General features: G+C 71.5%; 18 protein-coding genes and 1 pseudogene. 9 read left to right on the forward strand and 10 right to left on the reverse strand.

Features of this window, described 5'->3' with window-relative positions; all coding sequences use genetic code 11:
* Positions 1–55 precede the first annotated feature (55 nt).
* Together BJP60_RS13040 and BJP60_RS15415 are read right to left on the reverse strand one after the other, a co-directional pair.
* The gene (locus BJP60_RS13040; RefSeq protein ID WP_203136238.1) at positions 56–943 is read right to left on the reverse strand and encodes a formate/nitrite transporter family protein; all 888 of its coding nucleotides are present in this window, start codon (positions 941–943) and stop codon (positions 56–58) included.
* A gap of 116 nt (positions 944–1,059) precedes the next feature.
* Positions 1,060–1,275, reverse strand: a complete 216-nt coding sequence (locus BJP60_RS15415; protein WP_203139352.1) for an SIP domain-containing protein — start codon at positions 1,273–1,275, stop codon at positions 1,060–1,062.
* Positions 1,276–1,309: 34 nt separating this feature from the next.
* On the opposite strand from BJP60_RS15415, the gene BJP60_RS13050 reads away from it, so the two are divergent.
* Complete coding sequence (locus BJP60_RS13050; protein WP_203136239.1) at positions 1,310–2,221, forward strand: transglutaminase domain-containing protein; 912 nt, start codon at positions 1,310–1,312, stop codon at positions 2,219–2,221.
* A 7-nt stretch (positions 2,222–2,228) separates the two neighbouring features.
* On the opposite strand, the gene BJP60_RS13055 is transcribed toward BJP60_RS13050, so the two are convergent.
* On the reverse strand, positions 2,229–2,672 hold the full coding sequence (locus BJP60_RS13055; protein ID WP_203136240.1) for a nitroreductase/quinone reductase family protein: 444 nt from the start codon (positions 2,670–2,672) through the stop codon (positions 2,229–2,231).
* Positions 2,673–2,896: 224 nt separating this feature from the next.
* Here BJP60_RS13055 and BJP60_RS13060 point away from each other — a divergent pair, with 224 nt between their 5' ends.
* The 3 genes and pseudogenes from BJP60_RS13060 (at position 2,897) to BJP60_RS13070 (ending at position 4,594) form a co-directional block, all read left to right on the forward strand.
* Positions 2,897–3,253 carry a helix-turn-helix domain-containing protein gene (locus BJP60_RS13060; RefSeq protein WP_203136241.1) on the forward strand — a complete coding sequence of 119 codons (357 nt, stop codon included), beginning with the start codon at positions 2,897–2,899 and terminating at the stop codon, positions 3,251–3,253.
* Positions 3,254–3,328: 75 nt separating this feature from the next.
* Positions 3,329–3,955: a ClpP family protease gene (locus tag BJP60_RS13065; RefSeq protein WP_203136242.1), complete on the forward strand. Its 627-nt coding sequence runs from the start codon at positions 3,329–3,331 to the stop codon at positions 3,953–3,955.
* 106 nt (positions 3,956–4,061) lie between these two features.
* Positions 4,062–4,594: pseudogene (locus BJP60_RS13070) on the forward strand (ClpP family protease).
* A 56-nt stretch (positions 4,595–4,650) separates the two neighbouring features.
* On the opposite strand, the gene BJP60_RS13075 reads toward BJP60_RS13070, so the two are convergent.
* Genes BJP60_RS13075 through BJP60_RS13085 form a run of 3 tightly spaced genes read right to left on the reverse strand, consistent with a single transcriptional unit; the run spans position 4,651 to position 7,336 of the window.
* A complete protein-coding gene (locus tag BJP60_RS13075) occupies positions 4,651–6,015 on the reverse strand; it encodes an NtaA/DmoA family FMN-dependent monooxygenase (protein WP_203139360.1) in 1,365 nt (454 codons plus the stop codon).
* A 47-nt stretch (positions 6,016–6,062) separates the two neighbouring features.
* On the reverse strand, positions 6,063–6,320 hold the full coding sequence (locus BJP60_RS13080) for a hypothetical protein (RefSeq protein WP_203136243.1): 258 nt from the start codon (positions 6,318–6,320) through the stop codon (positions 6,063–6,065).
* Positions 6,269–7,336 (reverse strand): acyl-CoA dehydrogenase family protein, encoded by a 1,068-nt coding sequence (locus tag BJP60_RS13085; RefSeq protein ID WP_203136244.1) that lies wholly within the window; start codon positions 7,334–7,336, stop codon positions 6,269–6,271. The genes BJP60_RS13080 and BJP60_RS13085 overlap by 52 nt, the downstream gene beginning before the upstream one ends.
* Positions 7,337–7,525: 189 nt before the next feature.
* Here BJP60_RS13085 and BJP60_RS13090 point away from each other — a divergent pair, with 189 nt between their 5' ends.
* From BJP60_RS13090 to BJP60_RS13105, 4 genes are read left to right on the forward strand one after another with little or no spacing between them, the layout of a single operon-like run.
* A complete protein-coding gene (locus BJP60_RS13090; RefSeq protein WP_203136245.1) occupies positions 7,526–9,166 on the forward strand; it encodes an ABC transporter substrate-binding protein in 1,641 nt (546 codons plus the stop codon).
* A 31-nt stretch (positions 9,167–9,197) separates the two neighbouring features.
* The gene (locus BJP60_RS13095) at positions 9,198–10,238 is read left to right on the forward strand and encodes an ABC transporter permease (RefSeq protein ID WP_203136247.1); all 1,041 of its coding nucleotides are present in this window, start codon (positions 9,198–9,200) and stop codon (positions 10,236–10,238) included.
* Complete coding sequence (locus BJP60_RS13100) at positions 10,235–11,101, forward strand: ABC transporter permease (protein ID WP_203136249.1); 867 nt, start codon at positions 10,235–10,237, stop codon at positions 11,099–11,101. Before BJP60_RS13095 ends, BJP60_RS13100 begins: the two co-directional genes overlap by 4 nt.
* Positions 11,098–12,765: a dipeptide ABC transporter ATP-binding protein gene (locus BJP60_RS13105; RefSeq protein WP_203136250.1), complete on the forward strand. Its 1,668-nt coding sequence runs from the start codon at positions 11,098–11,100 to the stop codon at positions 12,763–12,765. Before BJP60_RS13100 ends, BJP60_RS13105 begins: the two co-directional genes overlap by 4 nt.
* A gap of 41 nt (positions 12,766–12,806) precedes the next feature.
* Here the strand turns inward: BJP60_RS13105 and guaA are convergent, their stop codons facing one another.
* Positions 12,807–14,402, reverse strand: a complete 1,596-nt coding sequence (guaA, locus tag BJP60_RS13110) for a glutamine-hydrolyzing GMP synthase (protein WP_203136251.1) — start codon at positions 14,400–14,402, stop codon at positions 12,807–12,809.
* Entirely contained in the window at positions 14,399–14,878 is a 480-nt protein-coding gene (locus BJP60_RS13115) for a DUF3817 domain-containing protein (protein ID WP_203136252.1), read from the reverse strand. Before BJP60_RS13115 ends, guaA begins: the two co-directional genes overlap by 4 nt.
* A gap of 103 nt (positions 14,879–14,981) precedes the next feature.
* On the opposite strand from BJP60_RS13115, the gene BJP60_RS13120 reads away from it, so the two are divergent.
* Positions 14,982–15,497 (forward strand): nitroreductase/quinone reductase family protein, encoded by a 516-nt coding sequence (locus BJP60_RS13120; RefSeq protein ID WP_238439435.1) that lies wholly within the window; start codon positions 14,982–14,984, stop codon positions 15,495–15,497.
* Here the strand turns inward: BJP60_RS13120 and BJP60_RS13125 are convergent.
* Both BJP60_RS13125 and BJP60_RS13130 read right to left on the reverse strand, forming a co-directional pair.
* Positions 15,494–16,366, reverse strand: coding sequence for an SURF1 family protein (locus BJP60_RS13125; RefSeq protein ID WP_203136254.1), 873 nt, complete (start codon positions 16,364–16,366; stop codon positions 15,494–15,496). The two genes, BJP60_RS13120 and BJP60_RS13125, sit on opposite strands and share 4 nt — an antisense overlap.
* Positions 16,356–17,477, reverse strand: coding sequence for a GuaB3 family IMP dehydrogenase-related protein (locus tag BJP60_RS13130; protein WP_203136255.1), 1,122 nt, complete (start codon positions 17,475–17,477; stop codon positions 16,356–16,358). Before BJP60_RS13130 ends, BJP60_RS13125 begins: the two co-directional genes overlap by 11 nt.
* Between the last annotated feature and the right edge of the window lie 35 nt (positions 17,478–17,512).

A 17,512-nucleotide genomic window follows, 5' to 3' on the forward strand; every position in this document is an offset into this window, starting at 1 on the left:
ACCGAGGGATCCGGACATCCCGGTTCGGGATATCCGGAACCGCTACCGCGGGTTGTCAGTCGCGCGCCTGCGCGAGCAGGCGGTCGGGAACGCGCGTGGGCGACGCCGCGAAGCTCTTGCCGTTCGGCCGCGTCACGACCACGCGCTTCGGGCCCGTGCGGCCGTGGGTCGCGAAGATCATCAGGCCGACGAAGGTCAGGCCGCCCACGAGGTTGCCGACGACGGTCGGGATCTCGTTCCAGATCAGGTAGTCCATGATCGTGAAGTCGGCGCCGAGCAGCAGGCCCACGGGGAACAGGAACATGTTCACGACCGAGTGCTCGAAGCCCATGTAGAAGAACAGCATGATGGGCAGCCACATCGCCAGCACCTTGCCCGTGACGGACGTCGAGATCATCGCCGCGACCACGCCCATCGACACCATCCAGTTGCAGAGCATGCCGCGCACGAACAGCGTGAGCATCCCGCCGAAGCCGTGCTCCGCGTAGCCGAGCGTGCGCCCGTGACCGATCTCGCCGATCGCGTGCCCGACCGCGCTCGGCTCGGTCGTGAAGCCGTACGTGAAGTAGATCGCCATGAGCACCGCGACGGTGAAGGCCCCGGCGAAGTTGCCCAGGAACACCAGCCCCCAATTGCGGCCGATGCCGCCGAGCGTGATGCCGGGGCGGCGGTCGAACAGCGCGAGGGGCGCGAGCGTGAACACGCCCGTCAGCAGGTCGTACCCGAGCAGGTAGAGCAGCACGAACCCGACGGGGAACAGCAGCGCGCCGATCAGCGGCTCACCCGTGTTCGTCGAGACGGTCACGGCGAACGCGGCGGCGATCGTGAGCGTCGCGCCTCCCATGAATCCGCGGATCAGCGTGTCGCGGGTGGACATCAGGATCTTCGACTCACCGGCGTCGATCATGGCGGTGATCAGTTCGGCGGGCTTCACGTACGACATGGCGGCTCCTCGGGGACGGTTGCCCCCAGCGTCCCGTGCGGTCGTTTCCGCCACCGCCCCTTCCGCGTTACGGCCGGTGACACATCCCTCACGCGCCGCCGGGGCGCGATGTGAGATCAGCCCGCGCGGCCGATGCGCCAGTAGCCCGTGAACGAGATGCGCTGCTTCGGCACGCCGACCGACACGAGGTGGCGCCGGGCGGCCGCGACGAGCGCCTGCTCGCCCGCGAGGTACGCCGTCAGGGCGTGCGGCTCGGCGGGCGGGTGCGCCTCGACCGCGAGAAGGTCACGGCGACTCCCGTCGGATCGGAGGTTGGGCGACCCTGAGCTTATGGCCGGCGAAGCGCACGAGTGGCATCATGCCGCCATGGAGAAGACCCCGGTGACGGCCGTCGATCACGCCGCGCACACCCCGTACTCCGCCCCGGGCGCGCACGCGGCCCTGCTCGACGCGCTGCCGAGCGATCCTGCCGCCCTGTCGGCGATCGCGCGGAACGTCATCGTGCACTACCGCGCGTCGGGCGAGGAGCTGCCCACCGAGACGCGCGGCGACATCTGCCTGCGCTGGGTCGAGGACATCCTGTCGACCGATCAGGCGCGCCACCCCGCGCCGCTCGACCGGCCGCGGCCGCCGACGGCGCGCGTGCAGGGCTGCTGCCGCGACCACACGCTGCTGTGCGTCGCGACCCTGCGCCAGCACGGCATCCCCGCGCGCAGCCGCGTGGGCTTCGCCGGCTACTTCACGCCGGGCTGGCATCACGACCACGTGATCGTCGAGGCCTGGCTGGACGGGCGCTGGCGGCGCTTCGACCCCGAGGTCGAGGGCCCGCTGCCCGGGCTCCCCGATCCCACGGACATCGCGTTCGGTCAGGCGCGCGGCTTCCTGACGGCCGCACAGGCCTGGGCGCGCTTCCGCGAGGGGGAGCTGGATCCCGACACGTTCGGCGTCGCACCGGAGGTGCCGATGCTGCGCGGCGACCGCTTTCTGCTCGAGGAGGTCATCTACGAGGTCGCGCACCGCTTCGGCGACGAGCTGCTGCTGTGGGACGGCTGGGGCCGCATCGAGCCGCCCGGCGGGGGCGTGAGCGAGGGCGAGGCGGCGTGGATCGACGACGTCGCCGCCCTGCTGCTCGCCGCCGACGCGGGCGATGCCGACGCCGAGTCCCGGCTTCTCGAGCGCTACCGCACGGATGACGGGCTGAACCCGCGCGACGTGGTCGTCCAGGCGTCGCCGTTCGAGGACGAGCCGATCCGGGTGCCGCTCACGCGCGCGGTGTGAGCCCGCCTCACCGCATGGGACGGATGCGGAAGACGGGGAACCCCGGCGCGGCGGCGCGCAGCTGCTCGTCCGTCGCGTTCTTGTCGAGGTCCTCGAAGAAGCGGCCGACCTCCCACGCCCACGCGACGAGGTAGGCGCGCAGGATCGGCGCCTTGTCCGCGTCGGGGACCTCCTCCGCAACGAAGGGCTCCACCCGGCGCGCCGAGCGCAGCTCCCCCGCGCCCGCGACGCGGAGGTTGCGCACCCACTGCGTGTGCCCGCGCGGGGCCACCAGATAACGCTCGCCCGCGACCCTGAGCGGGTTGACCGGAGTCGTGCGCCACTCGCCGCTCGACCGGCCGCGCACCGCGAGCAGGCGGCTGCCCGCGAGGGGCAGCCCGATCCGCGTCAGGAAGCCCACAAGCCCGTTGAACACCGCGTCGGCCGCCGTGGGCCTCACGTACCTCGCCACGCGATCAACCTAGCGGCCTCACACCCCTGTCCGTTGAGCGAGGAGCGAAGCGACGAGTCGAAACGGCCCGGACCGCCACCGGCTGAAGCCTCGGGCGTCGTCACCCCGTTTCGACTCGCTTCGCTCGCTCAACGGCCAGGGGAGGCGACCTCGCCTCACGCGTCGCCGTTCTGCCCTGGGCGGAACCGGATGCGCCCGCGCGGCCGGGTGCCTACCGTGAGGGCATGGCCGAGCTGCTTCCCCTCCCCGACGGCCGCGAGGACGCGCGCCGCGGCCCGTCGCCCGATCCGGATCCGCTGTGGCGCCACCTCGTGGGCGAGCGGCTGCGCCGCCTGCGGCGCGAGCGCGGGGAGACGCTCGCGGATGTCGCGCGCCGCGCCGGGATCTCCGTGCAGTACCTCTCGGAGATGGAGCGCGGGCGCAAGGAGGCATCCAGCGAGATGATCGCGGCCGTGCTCGGGGCGCTCGGCGAGAGCCTGCTGGATCTGACCGCCGGCATCGCGGACGATCTGCGCGCGAGCGCGCCGGCCCCCGCGCCCGCGATGTCCGGCGGCGCCCAGGTCCTCGCGCTCGCGGCCTGATCCGCTCTGCCGTCGGCGGATCCGCCCACGGTGGAACCCGCCCCACGCGGCGCCCGAGGCGCGCACGCTGGGGCCATGGCAGACGAACCGAAGATCCCCCAGTTCACCCCGGAGGCGCGCCGCGAGCTGTACCACCGCCGCGTGCTGATGCTCGACGGCGCGCTCGACGACGACAACGGCACGCTGCTCGCCACGCAGCTGCTCTCGCTCGCGGCCGAGGATCCCGTCGCGGACATCGCGCTGTGGATCCACTCCCCCGGCGGATCCGTCCCCGCCATGCTGGCGATCCGGGACATCATGCGCCTGGTGCCGTGCGACGTGTCCACGGTCGCGATCGGCATGGCCGCCAGCGCGGGGCAGTTCCTGCTCTCGGCGGGCACGCCGGGCAAGCGGCGAGCGCTGCCACACGCGCGGGTGCTGCTGCACCAGGGGTCGGCGGGCATCGGCGGCACCGCGGTGGACGTCGAGCTGCAGGCCGACGACCTGCGGCACATGCGCGACACGGTGCTGGGGCTCATCGCCGCGGACACCGGGCAGCCCCTCGAGCGCGTGTTCGAGGACTCGCTGCACGACCACTGGTACACGGCGCAGGAGGCGCTCGACTACGGCTTCATCGACGGGGTCGTGCGCGGCTTCGACGAGCTCATGCCGCGGCAGCGGACCCGGATCGGGCTGAGCGCGAATACGGAGGCAGCGGCATGATGCGTCGCGGAGCGACCAGATTGAGCGAGGGAACGAAGTGACCGAGTCGAAATCCTCGTACACCATCCCCAACGTGATCAAACGGGACGCGCGCGGCGACCGGATCATGGATGTCTACTCCGAGCTGCTCACGGAGCGCGTCGTCTACCTCGGCACGGGCATCGACGCGGGCGTCGCGAACGCGCTGATCGCGCAGCTGCTGCACCTCGAAGCCGATGCCCCGAGCGGGAGATCCAGCTGTACATCAACTCCGAGGGCGGCGATCCGCAGGCGGCGCTCGCCGTGCACGACACGATGCAGTACATCCGCCCGCCCGTCGCGACGACGTGCATCGGGCAGGCCGTCGGCGCGAGCGCCGTGCTGCTCGCGGCGGGCGCGGCGGGGCGGCGCGCCATCCTGCCGCACGCCCGCGTGGTGCTTCATCAGCCGGGAGCGCAGAGCCGGGGCGCGATCCCCGATCTGATCCTCCACGCCGACGAGCTCGTGCGCGTGCGCGGCGATCTCGAGGCGATCCTCTCGACGCACACGGGGCGCTCGCGCGAGCAGCTGCGCCACGACACGGACCGCGACCGGGTGTTCACCGCCGAGGCGGCGGTCGACTACGGCCTCGTCGACCGCGTGATCGCCGAGCGCGGCTGAGCGGCATCGGATCCGCGGGGGCTGAGCGGCGGGCCACGCCGTGGAGGCGACGCGGCTCAGCGGGCCGTTGCCAGCTCGTCGATCGGCGACTGCAGGTTGGCGCCACCGCGATAGCGCGCGCCCGTGTGGTTCTCGGGAAGCCGGTCCCCGCGGTCGAACAGGCGCTCGCGCAGCGTCGCGGGCGCGTCGTCCTCGCGCAGCCTGCCCCGTCGGCGCAGCTCGGGCACCACCAGCTCAGCGAAATCGCGGGCCGTGTCGAACGAGTGGTACTGACGCAGGTTGATGCCGTCGATGCCGGCCTCGTCGAGCCACAGCTCGATCTCGTCGGCGACGACCTTCGGCGTGCCGGAGACGAAGAAGCGGTCCTCCCGGCCGGCGATGATCCGCTGCAGCGCCTCGCCGACCGTCCCCGTCGCACCCGCGAGGAACGGCAGCGAGACGCCGGATGCGCGCGCGTCGTCGACGACCCTCGCGATCGGCGTCTGCGGCGGATAGGCGGTCAGATCCACCGGCAGGCTCGAGTGGGCGAGGATCCCGTCGAGGCTCTGGTGCGCGCGGTACGCGCGCAGCTTGTCCGCCGCCTCCTCCTCGGTGCGGCCGACGACGACGCCCGCCTGCACGACGAACTTCACGTCGTCGCCGCGCCGGCCCTGCAGGATCGCCGCATCGCGCATCGCCTGCGCGTTGCGACGGAAGTCGTCCACCGAGCGGCCACCCGTGAAGACGACCTCGGCGTGGCTGCCCGCGAAGGCGATGCCGGCGGGCGACCCCGTCGCCTGGTAGAGCACGGGCGTGCGCTGCGGAGAAGGCTCGGACAGGTGAGGGCCCTTGACCTTGAAGTGCTCGCCGACGTGGTCGATGTAGCGCACCTTGGCGGGATCCGTGTAGACGCCCCCGTCGCGATCACGCAGGACGGCGTCATCGTCCCAGGAGCCCTCCCACAGCTTGTACAGCACGTGGAGGTACTCGTCCGCGATCTCGTAGCGCTTGTCGTGGGGCACCTCGGCATCCAGCCCGAAGTTGCGCGCGGCGTTCGGCAGGTACGACGTGACGATGTTCCAGCCGATCCTTCCCTTGGTGAGGTGATCGAGCGTCGACATCCGTCGCGCGAAGGCGAACGGCGGCTCGTACGTCGTGGAGAAGGTCACGCCGAAGCCCAGGCGCCGCGTCACCGCCGCCATCGCCGGCACGACGAGCAGCGGGTCGTTGCTCGGGATCTGCATGCCCTCGCGCAGCGCCGTCTCCGGACCGTCGCGGAAGGTGTCGTACGTGCCGACCACGTCGGCGAGGAAGACGCCGTCGAAGCCGCCGTGCTCCAGGAGCTGCGCCAGCTCGATCCAGTACTCGATGTCGTTGAAGCGCTCTCGGTTGTTGCCGGGGAGCCGCCAGAGCCCGTGCGTGATGTGGCTGGGCGTGTTCATCTCGAACAGGTTCAGGATGAGCCGCTTCCGCTCCGGACGGTTCCCGCTCACGAGGCCGCCTCCGGGGTGCGGTGCGCCACGACCGCATCCGCGACGACCGGCGGCGCGGGGGTGTGCGCCGCGGCACCCCTCCACTCCGGCCGCGCGCCGTTCAGCTCGAAGTCGCCGACGGCCCGGCGGCGCTGCGCGGCGGGGTTGTGCGAGTGCACGGTGCGGGCGTTCCGCCAGTGCCGGTCGAGCGCGATCGAACGGCTCACCGCGGACGCACCACCGACCTCGAACAGCTCCGTGATGGCATCGAGCACGAGCGGCGCCACGACCTGCTGCAGCCGGAAGACCCCGAGCAGCAGATCGCCGAACGCCTGGTCCTCGCCGGCGCGGTGGCGCGCGGGGCGGTGTCCACGTCGCGTGCCGCGGAGAGCACGAGCCGCACGGCGGCCTCGCTCGCCGCGCTGACCGCGCCGATCGTCTCCTGGACGAGCGCGTCGGCGCGCGGTGCGGCCTCGCCCGCGAACCCGAAGATGCGGCGCCGCGGGCGCACGTACTCGACCGTGTCCCGCAGCGCCGCGCGACCGATGCCCGCGATCACCGCCAGCAGCACGATCTGGAAGACGGAGGCGATGTGGTCGCCGCGCCGGGCGTCCTCGCCCGCCACCACGATGTCGGCGGGATCGACCGGCACGCGATCGAACGTCGTCGTGCCGGTGCCCGTGAGCAGCTGGCCGAAGCCGTCCCAGTCGTCGACCGAATCGACGCCCGGATCCAGGGCGGACACCGTGACCCCGACCCTCTGCTCTCCGTCGAGGGCGCTCAGGTGGATCCAGTCGGCGTAGATGCTCCCCGTCGTGTAGTACTTGCGGCCGGTCAGCGTGATCCGCTCGCCGTCGCGCGCGAGCGTCGTGGTGATCTGCGCTGTCTCCTGACGCTCCGACTGCGCATTGCCGACCAGGTCGCCCGCGGCGATCCGATCGACCCAGAGCCGGTTGTGCGCCGGATCGGAGTCGTATCCGCCGAGCAGCCCCTCCACGAACGCGATGTGCCCCCGATACAGGTGCGCGAGGCTCGAGTCGGCGGCCGCGATCCGCACCACCCGCTCGACGAGCTGCTCGAACGTGGCGCCGAGCCCGCCGTCCTCCTTCGGCAGCCGCAGCGCACCGAAGCCGAGCGCCTGCAGCGCGCGGACGTCTTCGCGCAGAAGCGTGCGGGTCCGCTCCTGTTCCGCGGCACGCTCGGCGACCCCGATCAGCAGGGCATCGAGCTCGCGATCGAACTCCTCCAAGGTGGCGGGGCGGACGCGTCCGACGGGTGCTGCAGTGCTCATGGGGCCCGACTCTAGGGCGGCGGCCGGAGCGCGGCGCGGGAACGTTACGCCCCGCGTCGCCGCGTTGCGTAACAGGGTTACCGCCCGTGACTTCGACCCGTCGCGGCCGCGCCCGCCGTGCTTGCATGACGCCTGACCGACGGCCGGACCCGTCGGCGGATCCTGTTCCGTCCCCATGAAGGAGTACCCATGCGCACACGTCACACCCGCCGCCTCGCGTTCGGCCTGGCCGGCGCCATGGCCGTCGGCGCCCTGCTCGTCGGGTGCTCGGTCACGCCCCAGGCCCAGGCCGCCGGTGGCGAGGCGGACAAGAGCGGCGGCACGCTCGTCTACCTCGATGCGGAGCTGTCCAGCAACACCCAGCTGCAGACGAGCGGCACGTGGCAGGACAGCGCGTACGTGACGAACATCACGGACCGCCTCCTCTTCCGCGATCCGGAGACGGGCGAGCTCCAGCCGTACATCGCGACGGATTGGACCGTGTCCGAGGACGGCCTCGTCTACACCTTCGACATCGTCGAGGGGGTCACCTACAGCGACGGCACGGCGCTCGACGCGGCCAACGTCAAACGCAACCTCGAGTGGCAGGCCTTCGGCGACACCGAGCGCGGCATCCCCGCCAACACCTGGTTCCCCGCGATCGCGTCGGTCGAAGCGGACGACGCGGCTCAGACGGTCACCGTGACGCTGAAGGAGCCGTACGCGCCGTTCCTCAACGTGCTGTCGTTCTGGCGCACGTCGCTCGTGGCGGACGCGACGATCGACTCGACGATCGAGAAACAGTCGCAGATCACGGGCATCATCGGCTCGGGTCCCTTCGTCGTCGAGTCGGAGAAGTACGGCGAGGAGATCGTCTTCGCCAAGCGCGAGGGCTATGACTGGGCGCCGCCGAGCCTCGAGCACCAGGGCGAGGCCTATCTCGACGAGATCGTCGTGATCCCCGTGACCGAGGACAGCGTGCGGCTCGGTTCGCTCCGCTCCGGCGAGGCGGACCTGATCCGCTACGTCCTGCCGAGCGAGGAGAAGACCCTGGAGGACGTGGGCATCCAGGTGGTGGGCGTGCAGGGTGCCGGCAACGCGAACGTGTGGGATGTGCGCCAGTCGGCGCCCCACCTCGACGACGTCCGCGTACGCCAGGCGCTGCAGCACGGCATCGACCGTCAGCAGATCATCGACGACCTCTACACCGACAACTGGCAGGTCGCGACGAGCACCGTCACGCCCACCACGTTCGGGTACGTCGACCTCTCGGACGAGCTCGCCTATGACCCGGATGAGTCGAACCGCCTGCTCGACGAGGCCGGATGGACCGAGCGCGACGCCGACGGGTACCGCACGAAGGACGGCGAGCGCCTGCACATCCTGACCTACGTCGACGTGTTCGACAGCACCGCGAAGCCCCTTTTCCAGCTCGTGCAGTGGCAGCTGAAGCAGCTCGGCATCGAACTCGAGATCAAGGAGACCGACTACGCGAACTACTCGGCGACGCTCGAGGACGGCAGCATCGGCGTGCGCCGCAACGGATGGCCCGAGGCCGACGCCTGGGTGCGCCAGACCGTGAACTACGCATCGACCGGCACCAACTCGTACAACCTCGCGCAGCCCGACGAGACGCTCGACGGACTGTACGCCGCGCAGGCCGCGGCGACGAGCGACGAGGAGCGCGCGGAGATCGTCGGCGAGATCCAGCGCTACGTGATCGAGCAGGCCTACGCGCTGCCGATCCTCGACGACACCCAGGTGTTCGGCGTCCAGCCCCACGTGCACGACTTCCGGACGACGTACGAGGCGCGGCCGTGGTTCTACGACACGTGGACCGACAAGAAGTGACCCGCTGAGCGGGCAGACAGGAACGGCACCCATGACACTCGCATTCGCGATCGCACGGCGGCTCGGGCAGTCCGCGCTCGTCGTGGCCCTCACCTACGTGTTCGTCTACGCGGTGCTGTTCCTGCTGCCGGGCGACCCGATCGAGGGCCGCATCGACAATCCGCAGAACCCGATCCCGCCCGAGCAGGCGCAGGTCATCCTGAACTACTACAACCTCGATCGTCCACCGCTCGAGCAGTTCCTGATCTCGGTGCAGCGCGTGCTGAGCGGGGATCTCGGATACTCGCTGCGCGATGGACGGCTCGTGGCCGACCTCATGGCCCAGGGTCTCGGTGAGACGCTCGAGCTGGCCGGGCTGGCGCTGCTGTTCTCGACCGTGCTGGCGCTCGTCGTCGCGGTCGCGGCCGTCTTCGCGCCCTGGCCGCGGCTGCGCGCGGCGATCCGCACCCTCCCCGTCCTGGCGCTCGCGACCCCCAGCTTCCTGATCGGCCTGTTCCTGCTGCAGCTGTTCGCGTATCAGCTGGGCTGGTTCTCCTCCATCCGCGACGAGGGGTTCAAGTCGCTCGTGCTCCCCGCGGCGACGCTCGCGATCGGCGTGAGCGCGCCCATCGCGCAGGTGCTGATCCAGGGCCTGACGCGCGCCGCGGATGAGCCCTTCGTCACCGTGCTCCGGGCGTCCGGCACCGCGCCGGGCTGGATCATCGGACGCCACATCCTGAAGAACGGCGCCATCCCCGCCATCACGCTCCTCGGGCTGACGGTCGGCGAGCTGCTGGCGGGCTCGGTCATCTCCGAGACGATCTTCTCCCGCACCGGCCTGGGATTCCTCACCGAGCAGTCGGTGCGGGTGCAGGACGGACCGGTGGTGCTCGCGGTGGTGATGTTCGTGTCCATCGTCTTCACCACCGTGAACCTGATCACGGATCTCGTGTATCCGCTGATCGACCCGCGCCTGGCCACGACGCGCCGCCGCTTCGGCGCCGCCCGCGCGCTGACACTCGCCGCCCAGCCCGCGGCCGCCATCACGCCGGCGACCGCCGCGGCACCGGACAAGCAGGGAGCGAACGCATGAGCGCCGTGATCGACACCGCACCGGGATCGACCCCCCACCGACTCGCGTCGCGCCGCCGGCGCCTCGGCGGATTCGACATCGCCGCGATCGGCTTCCTGCTCGTGCTCGCGCTGGCGGTGGCGGCGCCCGGCCTGCTGAGCCCGTACGATCCGCTGGAGGTCGCGCCCGGCGAGACGCTGCTGCCGCCGGGGCCCGTGCACTGGTTCGGCACGGACTACCTGGGGCGGGACGTGCTCGCGCGCGTGATCCACGGCACCGGCCGCACGCTGCTCGCCTCGTTCATCGCGGTCGTGCTCGGCCTGGGGCTCGGCTCCCTGCTCGGGCTCATCTCGGCGTACTTCGGCCGCGCGGTCGACGCCGTGATCAGCCGCGTGGTGGACGTCCTGCTGTCGATCCCCGGACTGCTCCTGTCGATGGTGATCGTGGTGGCGCTGGGCTTCGGCGCCATCAACGCCGCGATCGCGGTCGGGATCGCGTCGGTCGCCACGTTCGCGCGACTCATGCGCTCGGAGGTGCTGCGCGTGCGCGCCCTGACCTTCGTGGAGTCCAGCCGTCACCTCGGTCTCGGCACGCTCGCCGTCCTGGGACGCCACGTGCTGCCGAACTCGTACGGGCCCGTGCTGTCCATGACGACCCTGCAGTTCGGCTCGTCGATCCTCTGGATCGCGGCCCTCAGCTTCCTCGGCTACGGCGCCCCGCCGCCCGAGCCGGAGTGGGGCCTGCTCGTCGCCGAGGGGCGCGAGTACATCTCGTCCAACGCGACGCTCACGCTGCTGCCCGGACTCGTGATCGTGGTCACGGTGCTGTCCATCGGCCGCGTCGCGGGGCTGCTGACCGACACACGGAACGGAAGGGACGCATGACCATCACCGAGTTGGACACCCGCATCGCGCCTGGGGACGCGCAGGCGTCGGGAGAACGTCCCAGCGCGGACGCGCCGGTCCTCGCGATCGACCGCCTGTCGGTCGCGTACCGCCGCGGTCGCGACACGACCGGCGTGGTCTCCGACGTGTCCCTCACGATCCCGCCGGGGCGCACGCTCGCGCTGGTCGGTCAGTCGGGATCCGGGAAGTCGACGATCGCGCTGGCCGCCGCCGGGCTGCTCCCCCGCAACGGCGCCATCACCGCCGGATCGGTGCGCGTCGGCGCCCACGACGTGACAGGCTTCGACGACCGCGCGTGGCGCGGGCTGCGCGGCAGCGAGGTGGGATTCGTCCCGCAGGATCCGCTGAGCTCGCTCGATCCGCTCCAGACCATCGGCTCGCGGCTACGGCAGGAGCTGCGCCGCCGCGGCGTGCCGCGGCCCCAGCGCACCCCGCGCGCCGTGGAGCTGCTGGAGCGCGTGGGCATCGCGGACGCGGCGCACAAGCTGCGGCTTCACCCGCACGAGCTGTCCGGCGGCCAGCTGCAGCGCGTCCTGATCGCGATCGCGATCGTCGGATCGCCGCGCCTGCTCATCGCCGACGAGCCGACATCGGCGCTCGACGTCACGGTGCAGCGGACGATCCTCGACCTGATCGACGCGCTGCGCCGCGATCTCGGGCTCGCGGTGCTGTTCATCACCCATGACCTGGCCCTCGCGCGCGACCGCGCCGACCAGATCGCGGTGCTGCACGCCGGACGGGTGGTGGACGCCGGTGAGACCGCGCACGTGCTCGACGCGCCGAGCGCCGACTACACGCGCACGCTGTTCGCCAACGCCCCCGCGCTGAGCCCCGAGCGCTATCGCGATCGCCTCCACGCGATCAGCGACAGCGCGCCTGCCGCCATCGAGGTGCGCGGGCTCGTCAAGAGCTTCCCGGGAGCGCCCCGCCCTGCGGTCGACGGGGTCGATCTGCGCATCCGCCGAGGCGGCGTGCACGCCCTCGTCGGGGAATCCGGATCCGGCAAGTCCACGATCGCGCGCATCGTCGCGGGCATCACGGGGTTCGATGCGGGCACGGTCGCGGTCGGCGACCGCACGCTCAGCGAACGCGCCCCGCATGCGAACCCGCACGCCCGTCGCCTGCAGCTCGTCTATCAGAACCCGCTGGCGGCGCTCGACCCGCGCCTGTCCGTGCAGCGGCTGATCGAGGAGCCCCTCGCTCTCGCGGGCGAGCGGTCCACCGCCGCACGACGTCGCCGGGCGGCCGAGGCGCTCGACCACGTCGCGCTCCCCCGCGAGCTGCTCGGCCGCCGCCCGCGCGAGCTCTCCGGCGGACAGCGACAGCGCGTCGCCATCGCGCGGGCTCTCGCGCTCGGTCCGGAGATCCTCGTCCTCGATGAGCCCACCTCCGCGCTCGACGTCACGGTGCAGGCGCAGGTGGTCGACCTGCTGATGGACCTGCGCGACAGGGATCGCCTGACCTACCTGTTCATCTCGCACGATCTCAGCCTCGTGCGGCAGATCTCGGAGGAGGTGAGCGTCCTCGAGCACGGTCGTCTCGTGGAGAGCGCATCGACCGCCGAGCTGTTCCGGTCACCGCGCGATCCGTACACGGTGCGGCTGATCGAGGCCATCCCGGGCCGGGATCGCGCCGCGTCCTGACACGCGAGAGGCCGCCCTCGAAAGGGCGGCCTCTCAGCTGTTCACTCCCACTCGATCGTGCCCGGGGGCTTCGAGGTGACGTCCAGCACGACGCGGTTGATCTCGCGGACCTCGTTCGTGATCCGGTTCGAGATCCTCGACAGCACGTCGTAGGGCAGGCGGGTCCAGTCCGCGGTCATGGCGTCCTCGCTCGAGACGGGGCGCAGCACGACAGGGTGCCCGTACGTGCGGCCGTCGCCCTGCACGCCCACGGAGCGCACGTCGGCCAGCAGCACGACCGGGCACTGCCAGATCTCGTTGTCGAGACCGGCCTTCGTGAGCTCCTCGCGCGCGATCGCATCCGCTTCGCGCAGGATGTCCAGGCGCTCGCGCGTGACCTCGCCGATGATCCGGATGCCGAGGCCCGGTCCGGGGAACGGCTGGCGTCCGACGATCGCCTCGGGGATGCCGAGCTCGCGACCGATCGCGCGCACCTCGTCCTTGAACAGCGTGCGCAGCGGCTCGACGAGCTCGAAGTCGAGGTCCTCCGGGAGGCCGCCGACGTTGTGGTGGCTCTTGATGTTCGCGGTGCCCGCGCCGCCGCCCGACTCGACGACGTCGGGATAGAGCGTCCCCTGCACGAGGAACTTGACCTTCTCGCCGGACTCCTTGGCCTCGGCGACGAGGTCGAGCTGCACCTTCTCGAACGCGCGGATGAACTCGCGGCCGATGATCTTGCGCTTCTCCTCGGGGTCGGTGACGCCGGCGAGGTGACCGAGGAACACGTCCTCGGCGTCGACCGTGATCAGGCGCACGCCCGTCGAGGCGACGTAGTCCTTCTCGACCTGCTCGCGCTCGCCCTTGCGCAGCAGGCCGTGGTCGACGAACACCGCCGTGAGCTGGTCGCCGACGGCCTTGTGCACGAGCGCGGTCGACACGGCCGAGTCCACGCCGCCCGACAGCGCCGAGATCACGCGCGCGTCGCCGATCTGCGCCTTGATGCGCTCGACCTGTTCGGCGATCACGTTGCCCGCGTTCCAGTCGGCCGGCAGCCCGACGGCCTTGTGCAGGAAGTTCTCGATGACCTGCTGGCCGTGGTCGCTGTGCTTGACCTCGGGGTGCCACTGCACGCCGTAGAAGTTCTTCTCGGCGTTGCCGAACGCGGCCACGGGGGTGGCGGCGGTGGAGGCCAGCACCTCGAAGCCCTCCGGAGCCTGCGAGACCTGGTCGCCGTGGCTCATCCACACGTTCTGCGCTGCCGGCAGGCCGCCGAGCAGCACGCCGCCGTCGCCCACGAGCGCCGCGTCGGTCGCTCCGTACTCGCGCAGCCCCGTGTTGGCGACCTCGCCGCCCAGCGACTGCGCCATGACCTGGAAGCCGTAGCAGATGCCGAGCGTCGGCACGCCGAGGTCGAACACCTTCTCATCCAGCGTGGGCGCGCCGGGCTCGTACACCGAGGACGGGCCGCCCGACAGGATGATCGCGACCGGATCGTGCGCCGCGATCTCCTCCGCGGTGGCGGTGTGCGGGATCAGCTCGCTGAAGACCCCGGCCTCGCGCACGCGGCGCGCGATCAGCTGCGCGTACTGGGCGCCGAAGTCGACGACCAGAACGGGACGCTGGACGGTGTCCTGCGAGACGTCTGCGGCTTCCGTCACTGGGTGACCTCCTGGGCCTGCGCGGCCTTCTTCTCGGCGGCCGCTGTCTCGCGCTCGGCCAGGTAGCGCTTCACGTCGCGCGCGACGACGAACTCCATGAAGAAGGAGAGGAACGGGATGACGCCGCCGCCGGCGAGCAGGATGAACCGCCAGAACGGCCAGCGCATCAGGCTCCAGACCCGGAAGCACGCGAACAGGTACACGACGTAGAACCAGCCGTGCACGATCAGGATGCCGAGCGACAGGTTGATGCCGTCGCCCGTCGAGACGAGCTCGTCGCCCTGCGGCACGACCTCGCGGAATGCGAACAGTCCCTGCGAGTCGAGGAAGAACAGCTCGACGGCGAGGGGCGTGTACTTCAGCACCATCTCGGCGCACAGCAGCAGCAGGCCGACACCGGTGATGACGGAGCAGATCTGGTAGAACCGCAGCGCCCCACGGATCTGCGGGAACGTGGCGAGCTTGGGCTGCGGCATGGATCTCAGTCTACGTGGGGTCGCTGAGCGTCCGATCCCCGCGGAGCATTGCGCGGACCCCCGCCGTCGGTACCATTCGAGGCGGGGGAAGAGAGGATCGCTCGTGGCACCCGACACGCAGCACGAGGACCCCGACGCCGGTTCCCCGCGCATCCCGCCGCGCTGGTTCATCACGACCGCGTGGCGCGTGCATCGCGGGCTGTACCGGCTGACCGGCGGACGCTTCGGCCTGCGCCGACCCACGCCTCGGGTGTTCGGCATGATGCGGCTGCACACGATCGGGCGCCGCTCGGGCGCCGAGCGGATCGCGATCCTCGCGTACTTCGAGGACGGCTCGAACCTCGTCACCATGGCGATGAACGGCTGGGGCGATGCACCGCCTGCGTGGTGGCTGAATCTGCAGGCGAATCCCGTGGCATCCGTCGACCTGCCCGGCGGCGAGCAGCGCGAGGTCATCGCCACCGAGGCGAAGGGCGCCGAGCGCGACCGGCTGTGGGAGGCGTTCCGCGCCATGGACAGCTACGACGGCGACCTGAACGACCTCGCGGCGCTGCGCTCCGGCGAGACGCCCGTGATCGTGCTCGAGCCGCACGGCCGGGGCACCGCGCGCGCGAGCTAGTCCTCGTCGGGGTCGGTGACGCCTTCGCGCTCCTCGAGCTCGCGCTCCCAAGCATCTTTCGCGAGGCGGTACCAGAGGTAGAAGGCAAAGCCGGCGAACACCGCCCATTCGACCGCGTAGAAGATGTTGAGCCAGTTGACGGGGCTCGCCAGCTCGGGAGCGGGTGACGAGATCGCCTCCAGCCCCGCATCGCCCAGCCCGCCCGTCGGGTCCGACGACGTCAGATAGGGCCGGTAGACGTCGATCGCCGCGACGGGCGATCCGTCGGGCTCGTGCCAGCGGCTCAGCAGCGCGGCCGGCGACATCCGGGTCAGCTCGAGCGGATCGGCGCCCGCCGGCGGCAGCACGGCGCCCTCGTCCGAGATGATGCGGCCCGTGAGGGAGACCGGATCCGCCGACCCTTCCGGAGCCGACGTCGCCAGGCCGTTCAGCGCCTCGACGGCGGCGTCGGCGCGCTCGCGCGTCGGCGCCCAGCCGACGGCCACGGCGATCGAGGTCGGCCGCTCGGCATCCACGCGGAACTGGCCTGTGACCCAGAAGCCCTCGACGCCGTCGTTGTAGCGCGAGGACACCACGATGAAGTCGCCGGGAACCCAGCGGCCGGCCACCTCGACGCGCTGTCCGACGAGCGGCTCCTCGAGGTACTGCCCCGGCGCGACCACGTCCTCGATCGGCCGGACCTCCTCCGTCGCCCCCTCGGGCACGGGATCCGTGTCGATCGCGCTCGAGAGCTGCCACTGCCCCAGCCAGGCGAACACACCGGCGACCAGCAGCGCGAACGCGAGCATGGCGAGCCAGCGCGGGCGCAGCATGACCTCCCGCAGCGTCGGCGGGAAGTCGAGCACCTCGGGTGCGGGGTCAGTGGTCATACGGGGCGACGACGACCTCGACGCGCTGGAACTCCTTGAGGTCGGAGTAGCCGGTCGTCGCCATCGACTTGCGCAGCGCACCGATCAGATTCGCCGTGCCGTCGGCCAGCTGCGCCGGCCCGTAGAGCACCTGCTCGAGCGTCCCGACCTGCGGGACCCGCACGCGCCGGCCACGCGGCAGCTTGGCGTGGTGCGCCTCGGGGCCCCAGTGGAAGCCCGCGCCGGGGGCGTCCGTCGCCCGCGCGAGCGCGACGCCGAGCATGACGGCGTCGGCGCCCATCGCGAGCGCCTTGACGATGTCGCCGGACGTGCCCACGCCGCCGTCGGCGATCACGTGCACGTAGCGGCCGCCCGACTCGTCGAGGTAGTCGCGGCGCGCACCGGCGACATCCGCCACGGCGCTCGCCATCGGCGCGTGGATGCCGAGCGTCGCGCGCGTCGTGGACGCCGCGCCGCCGCCGAAGCCGACGAGCACGCCCGCCGCTCCCGTGCGCATGAGGTGCAGTGCGGCGGTGTAGGTCGAGGCGCCGCCGACGATCACCGGCACATCCAGGTCGTAGATGAACTTCTTCAGGTTGAGGGGCTCGGCCTCGCTCGAGACGTGCTCGGCCGACACCGTGGTGCCGCGGATCACGAACAGATCCACACCGGCCGCGACGACCGTCTGGTAGAGCTCCTGGGTGCGCTGCGGCGTGAGCGAGCCGGCGACCGTGACGCCCGCGGCGCGGATCTCGTTGATGCGCGCCGTGACGAGCTCCGGCTTGACGGGCTCGGAGTACAGCTGCTGCATGCGGCTCGTCGCGACCTCGTCGGGAAGCGACGCGATCTCGGCGAGCAGCGGCTCGGGATCCTCGTACCGCGTCCACAGGCCCTCGAGGTCGAGCACGCCCAGGCCGCCGAGCTGACCGAGCATGATCGCCGTCCGGGGGCTCACCACGGAGTCCATCGGCGCGCCGAGCACCGGGATGTCGAAGTGGAAGGCGTCGATCGACCAGTCGGTCGTGACGTCCTCCGGGTTCCGGGTGCGGCGGGAGGGCACCACCGCGATGTCGTCGAACGAATACGCCCGTCGTGCGCGCTTGCCGCGGCCCAGCTCGATGTCCGTCGTCACCGTCACAGCCTACCCGGCGCCCCGGGACGCCTTGC

The organism is Microbacterium sp. JZ31, from assembly GCF_016805985.1.
Taxonomy (GTDB): domain Bacteria; phylum Actinomycetota; class Actinomycetes; order Actinomycetales; family Microbacteriaceae; genus Microbacterium.

What these genes read in the sequence shown, in the direction of transcription:
- BJP60_RS13040 (WP_203136238.1), bottom strand. Translation starts at nt 943, where the DNA reads ATGTCGTACGTGAAGCCCGCCGAACTGATCACCGCCATGATCGACGCC.
- BJP60_RS13050 (WP_203136239.1), top strand. Translation starts at nt 1,310, where the DNA reads ATGGAGAAGACCCCGGTGACGGCCGTCGATCACGCCGCGCACACCCCG.
- BJP60_RS13060 (WP_203136241.1), top strand. Translation starts at nt 2,897, where the DNA reads ATGGCCGAGCTGCTTCCCCTCCCCGACGGCCGCGAGGACGCGCGCCGC.
- BJP60_RS13065 (WP_203136242.1), top strand. Translation starts at nt 3,329, where the DNA reads ATGGCAGACGAACCGAAGATCCCCCAGTTCACCCCGGAGGCGCGCCGC.
- BJP60_RS13075 (WP_203139360.1), bottom strand. Translation starts at nt 6,015, where the DNA reads ATGAACACGCCCAGCCACATCACGCACGGGCTCTGGCGGCTCCCCGGC.
- BJP60_RS13085 (WP_203136244.1), bottom strand. Translation starts at nt 7,336, where the DNA reads ATGAGCACTGCAGCACCCGTCGGACGCGTCCGCCCCGCCACCTTGGAG.
- BJP60_RS13090 (WP_203136245.1), top strand. Translation starts at nt 7,526, where the DNA reads ATGCGCACACGTCACACCCGCCGCCTCGCGTTCGGCCTGGCCGGCGCC.
- BJP60_RS13095 (WP_203136247.1), top strand. Translation starts at nt 9,198, where the DNA reads ATGACACTCGCATTCGCGATCGCACGGCGGCTCGGGCAGTCCGCGCTC.
- BJP60_RS13100 (WP_203136249.1), top strand. Translation starts at nt 10,235, where the DNA reads ATGAGCGCCGTGATCGACACCGCACCGGGATCGACCCCCCACCGACTC.
- BJP60_RS13105 (WP_203136250.1), top strand. Translation starts at nt 11,098, where the DNA reads ATGACCATCACCGAGTTGGACACCCGCATCGCGCCTGGGGACGCGCAG.
- BJP60_RS13115 (WP_203136252.1), bottom strand. Translation starts at nt 14,878, where the DNA reads ATGCCGCAGCCCAAGCTCGCCACGTTCCCGCAGATCCGTGGGGCGCTG.
- BJP60_RS13125 (WP_203136254.1), bottom strand. Translation starts at nt 16,366, where the DNA reads ATGACCACTGACCCCGCACCCGAGGTGCTCGACTTCCCGCCGACGCTG.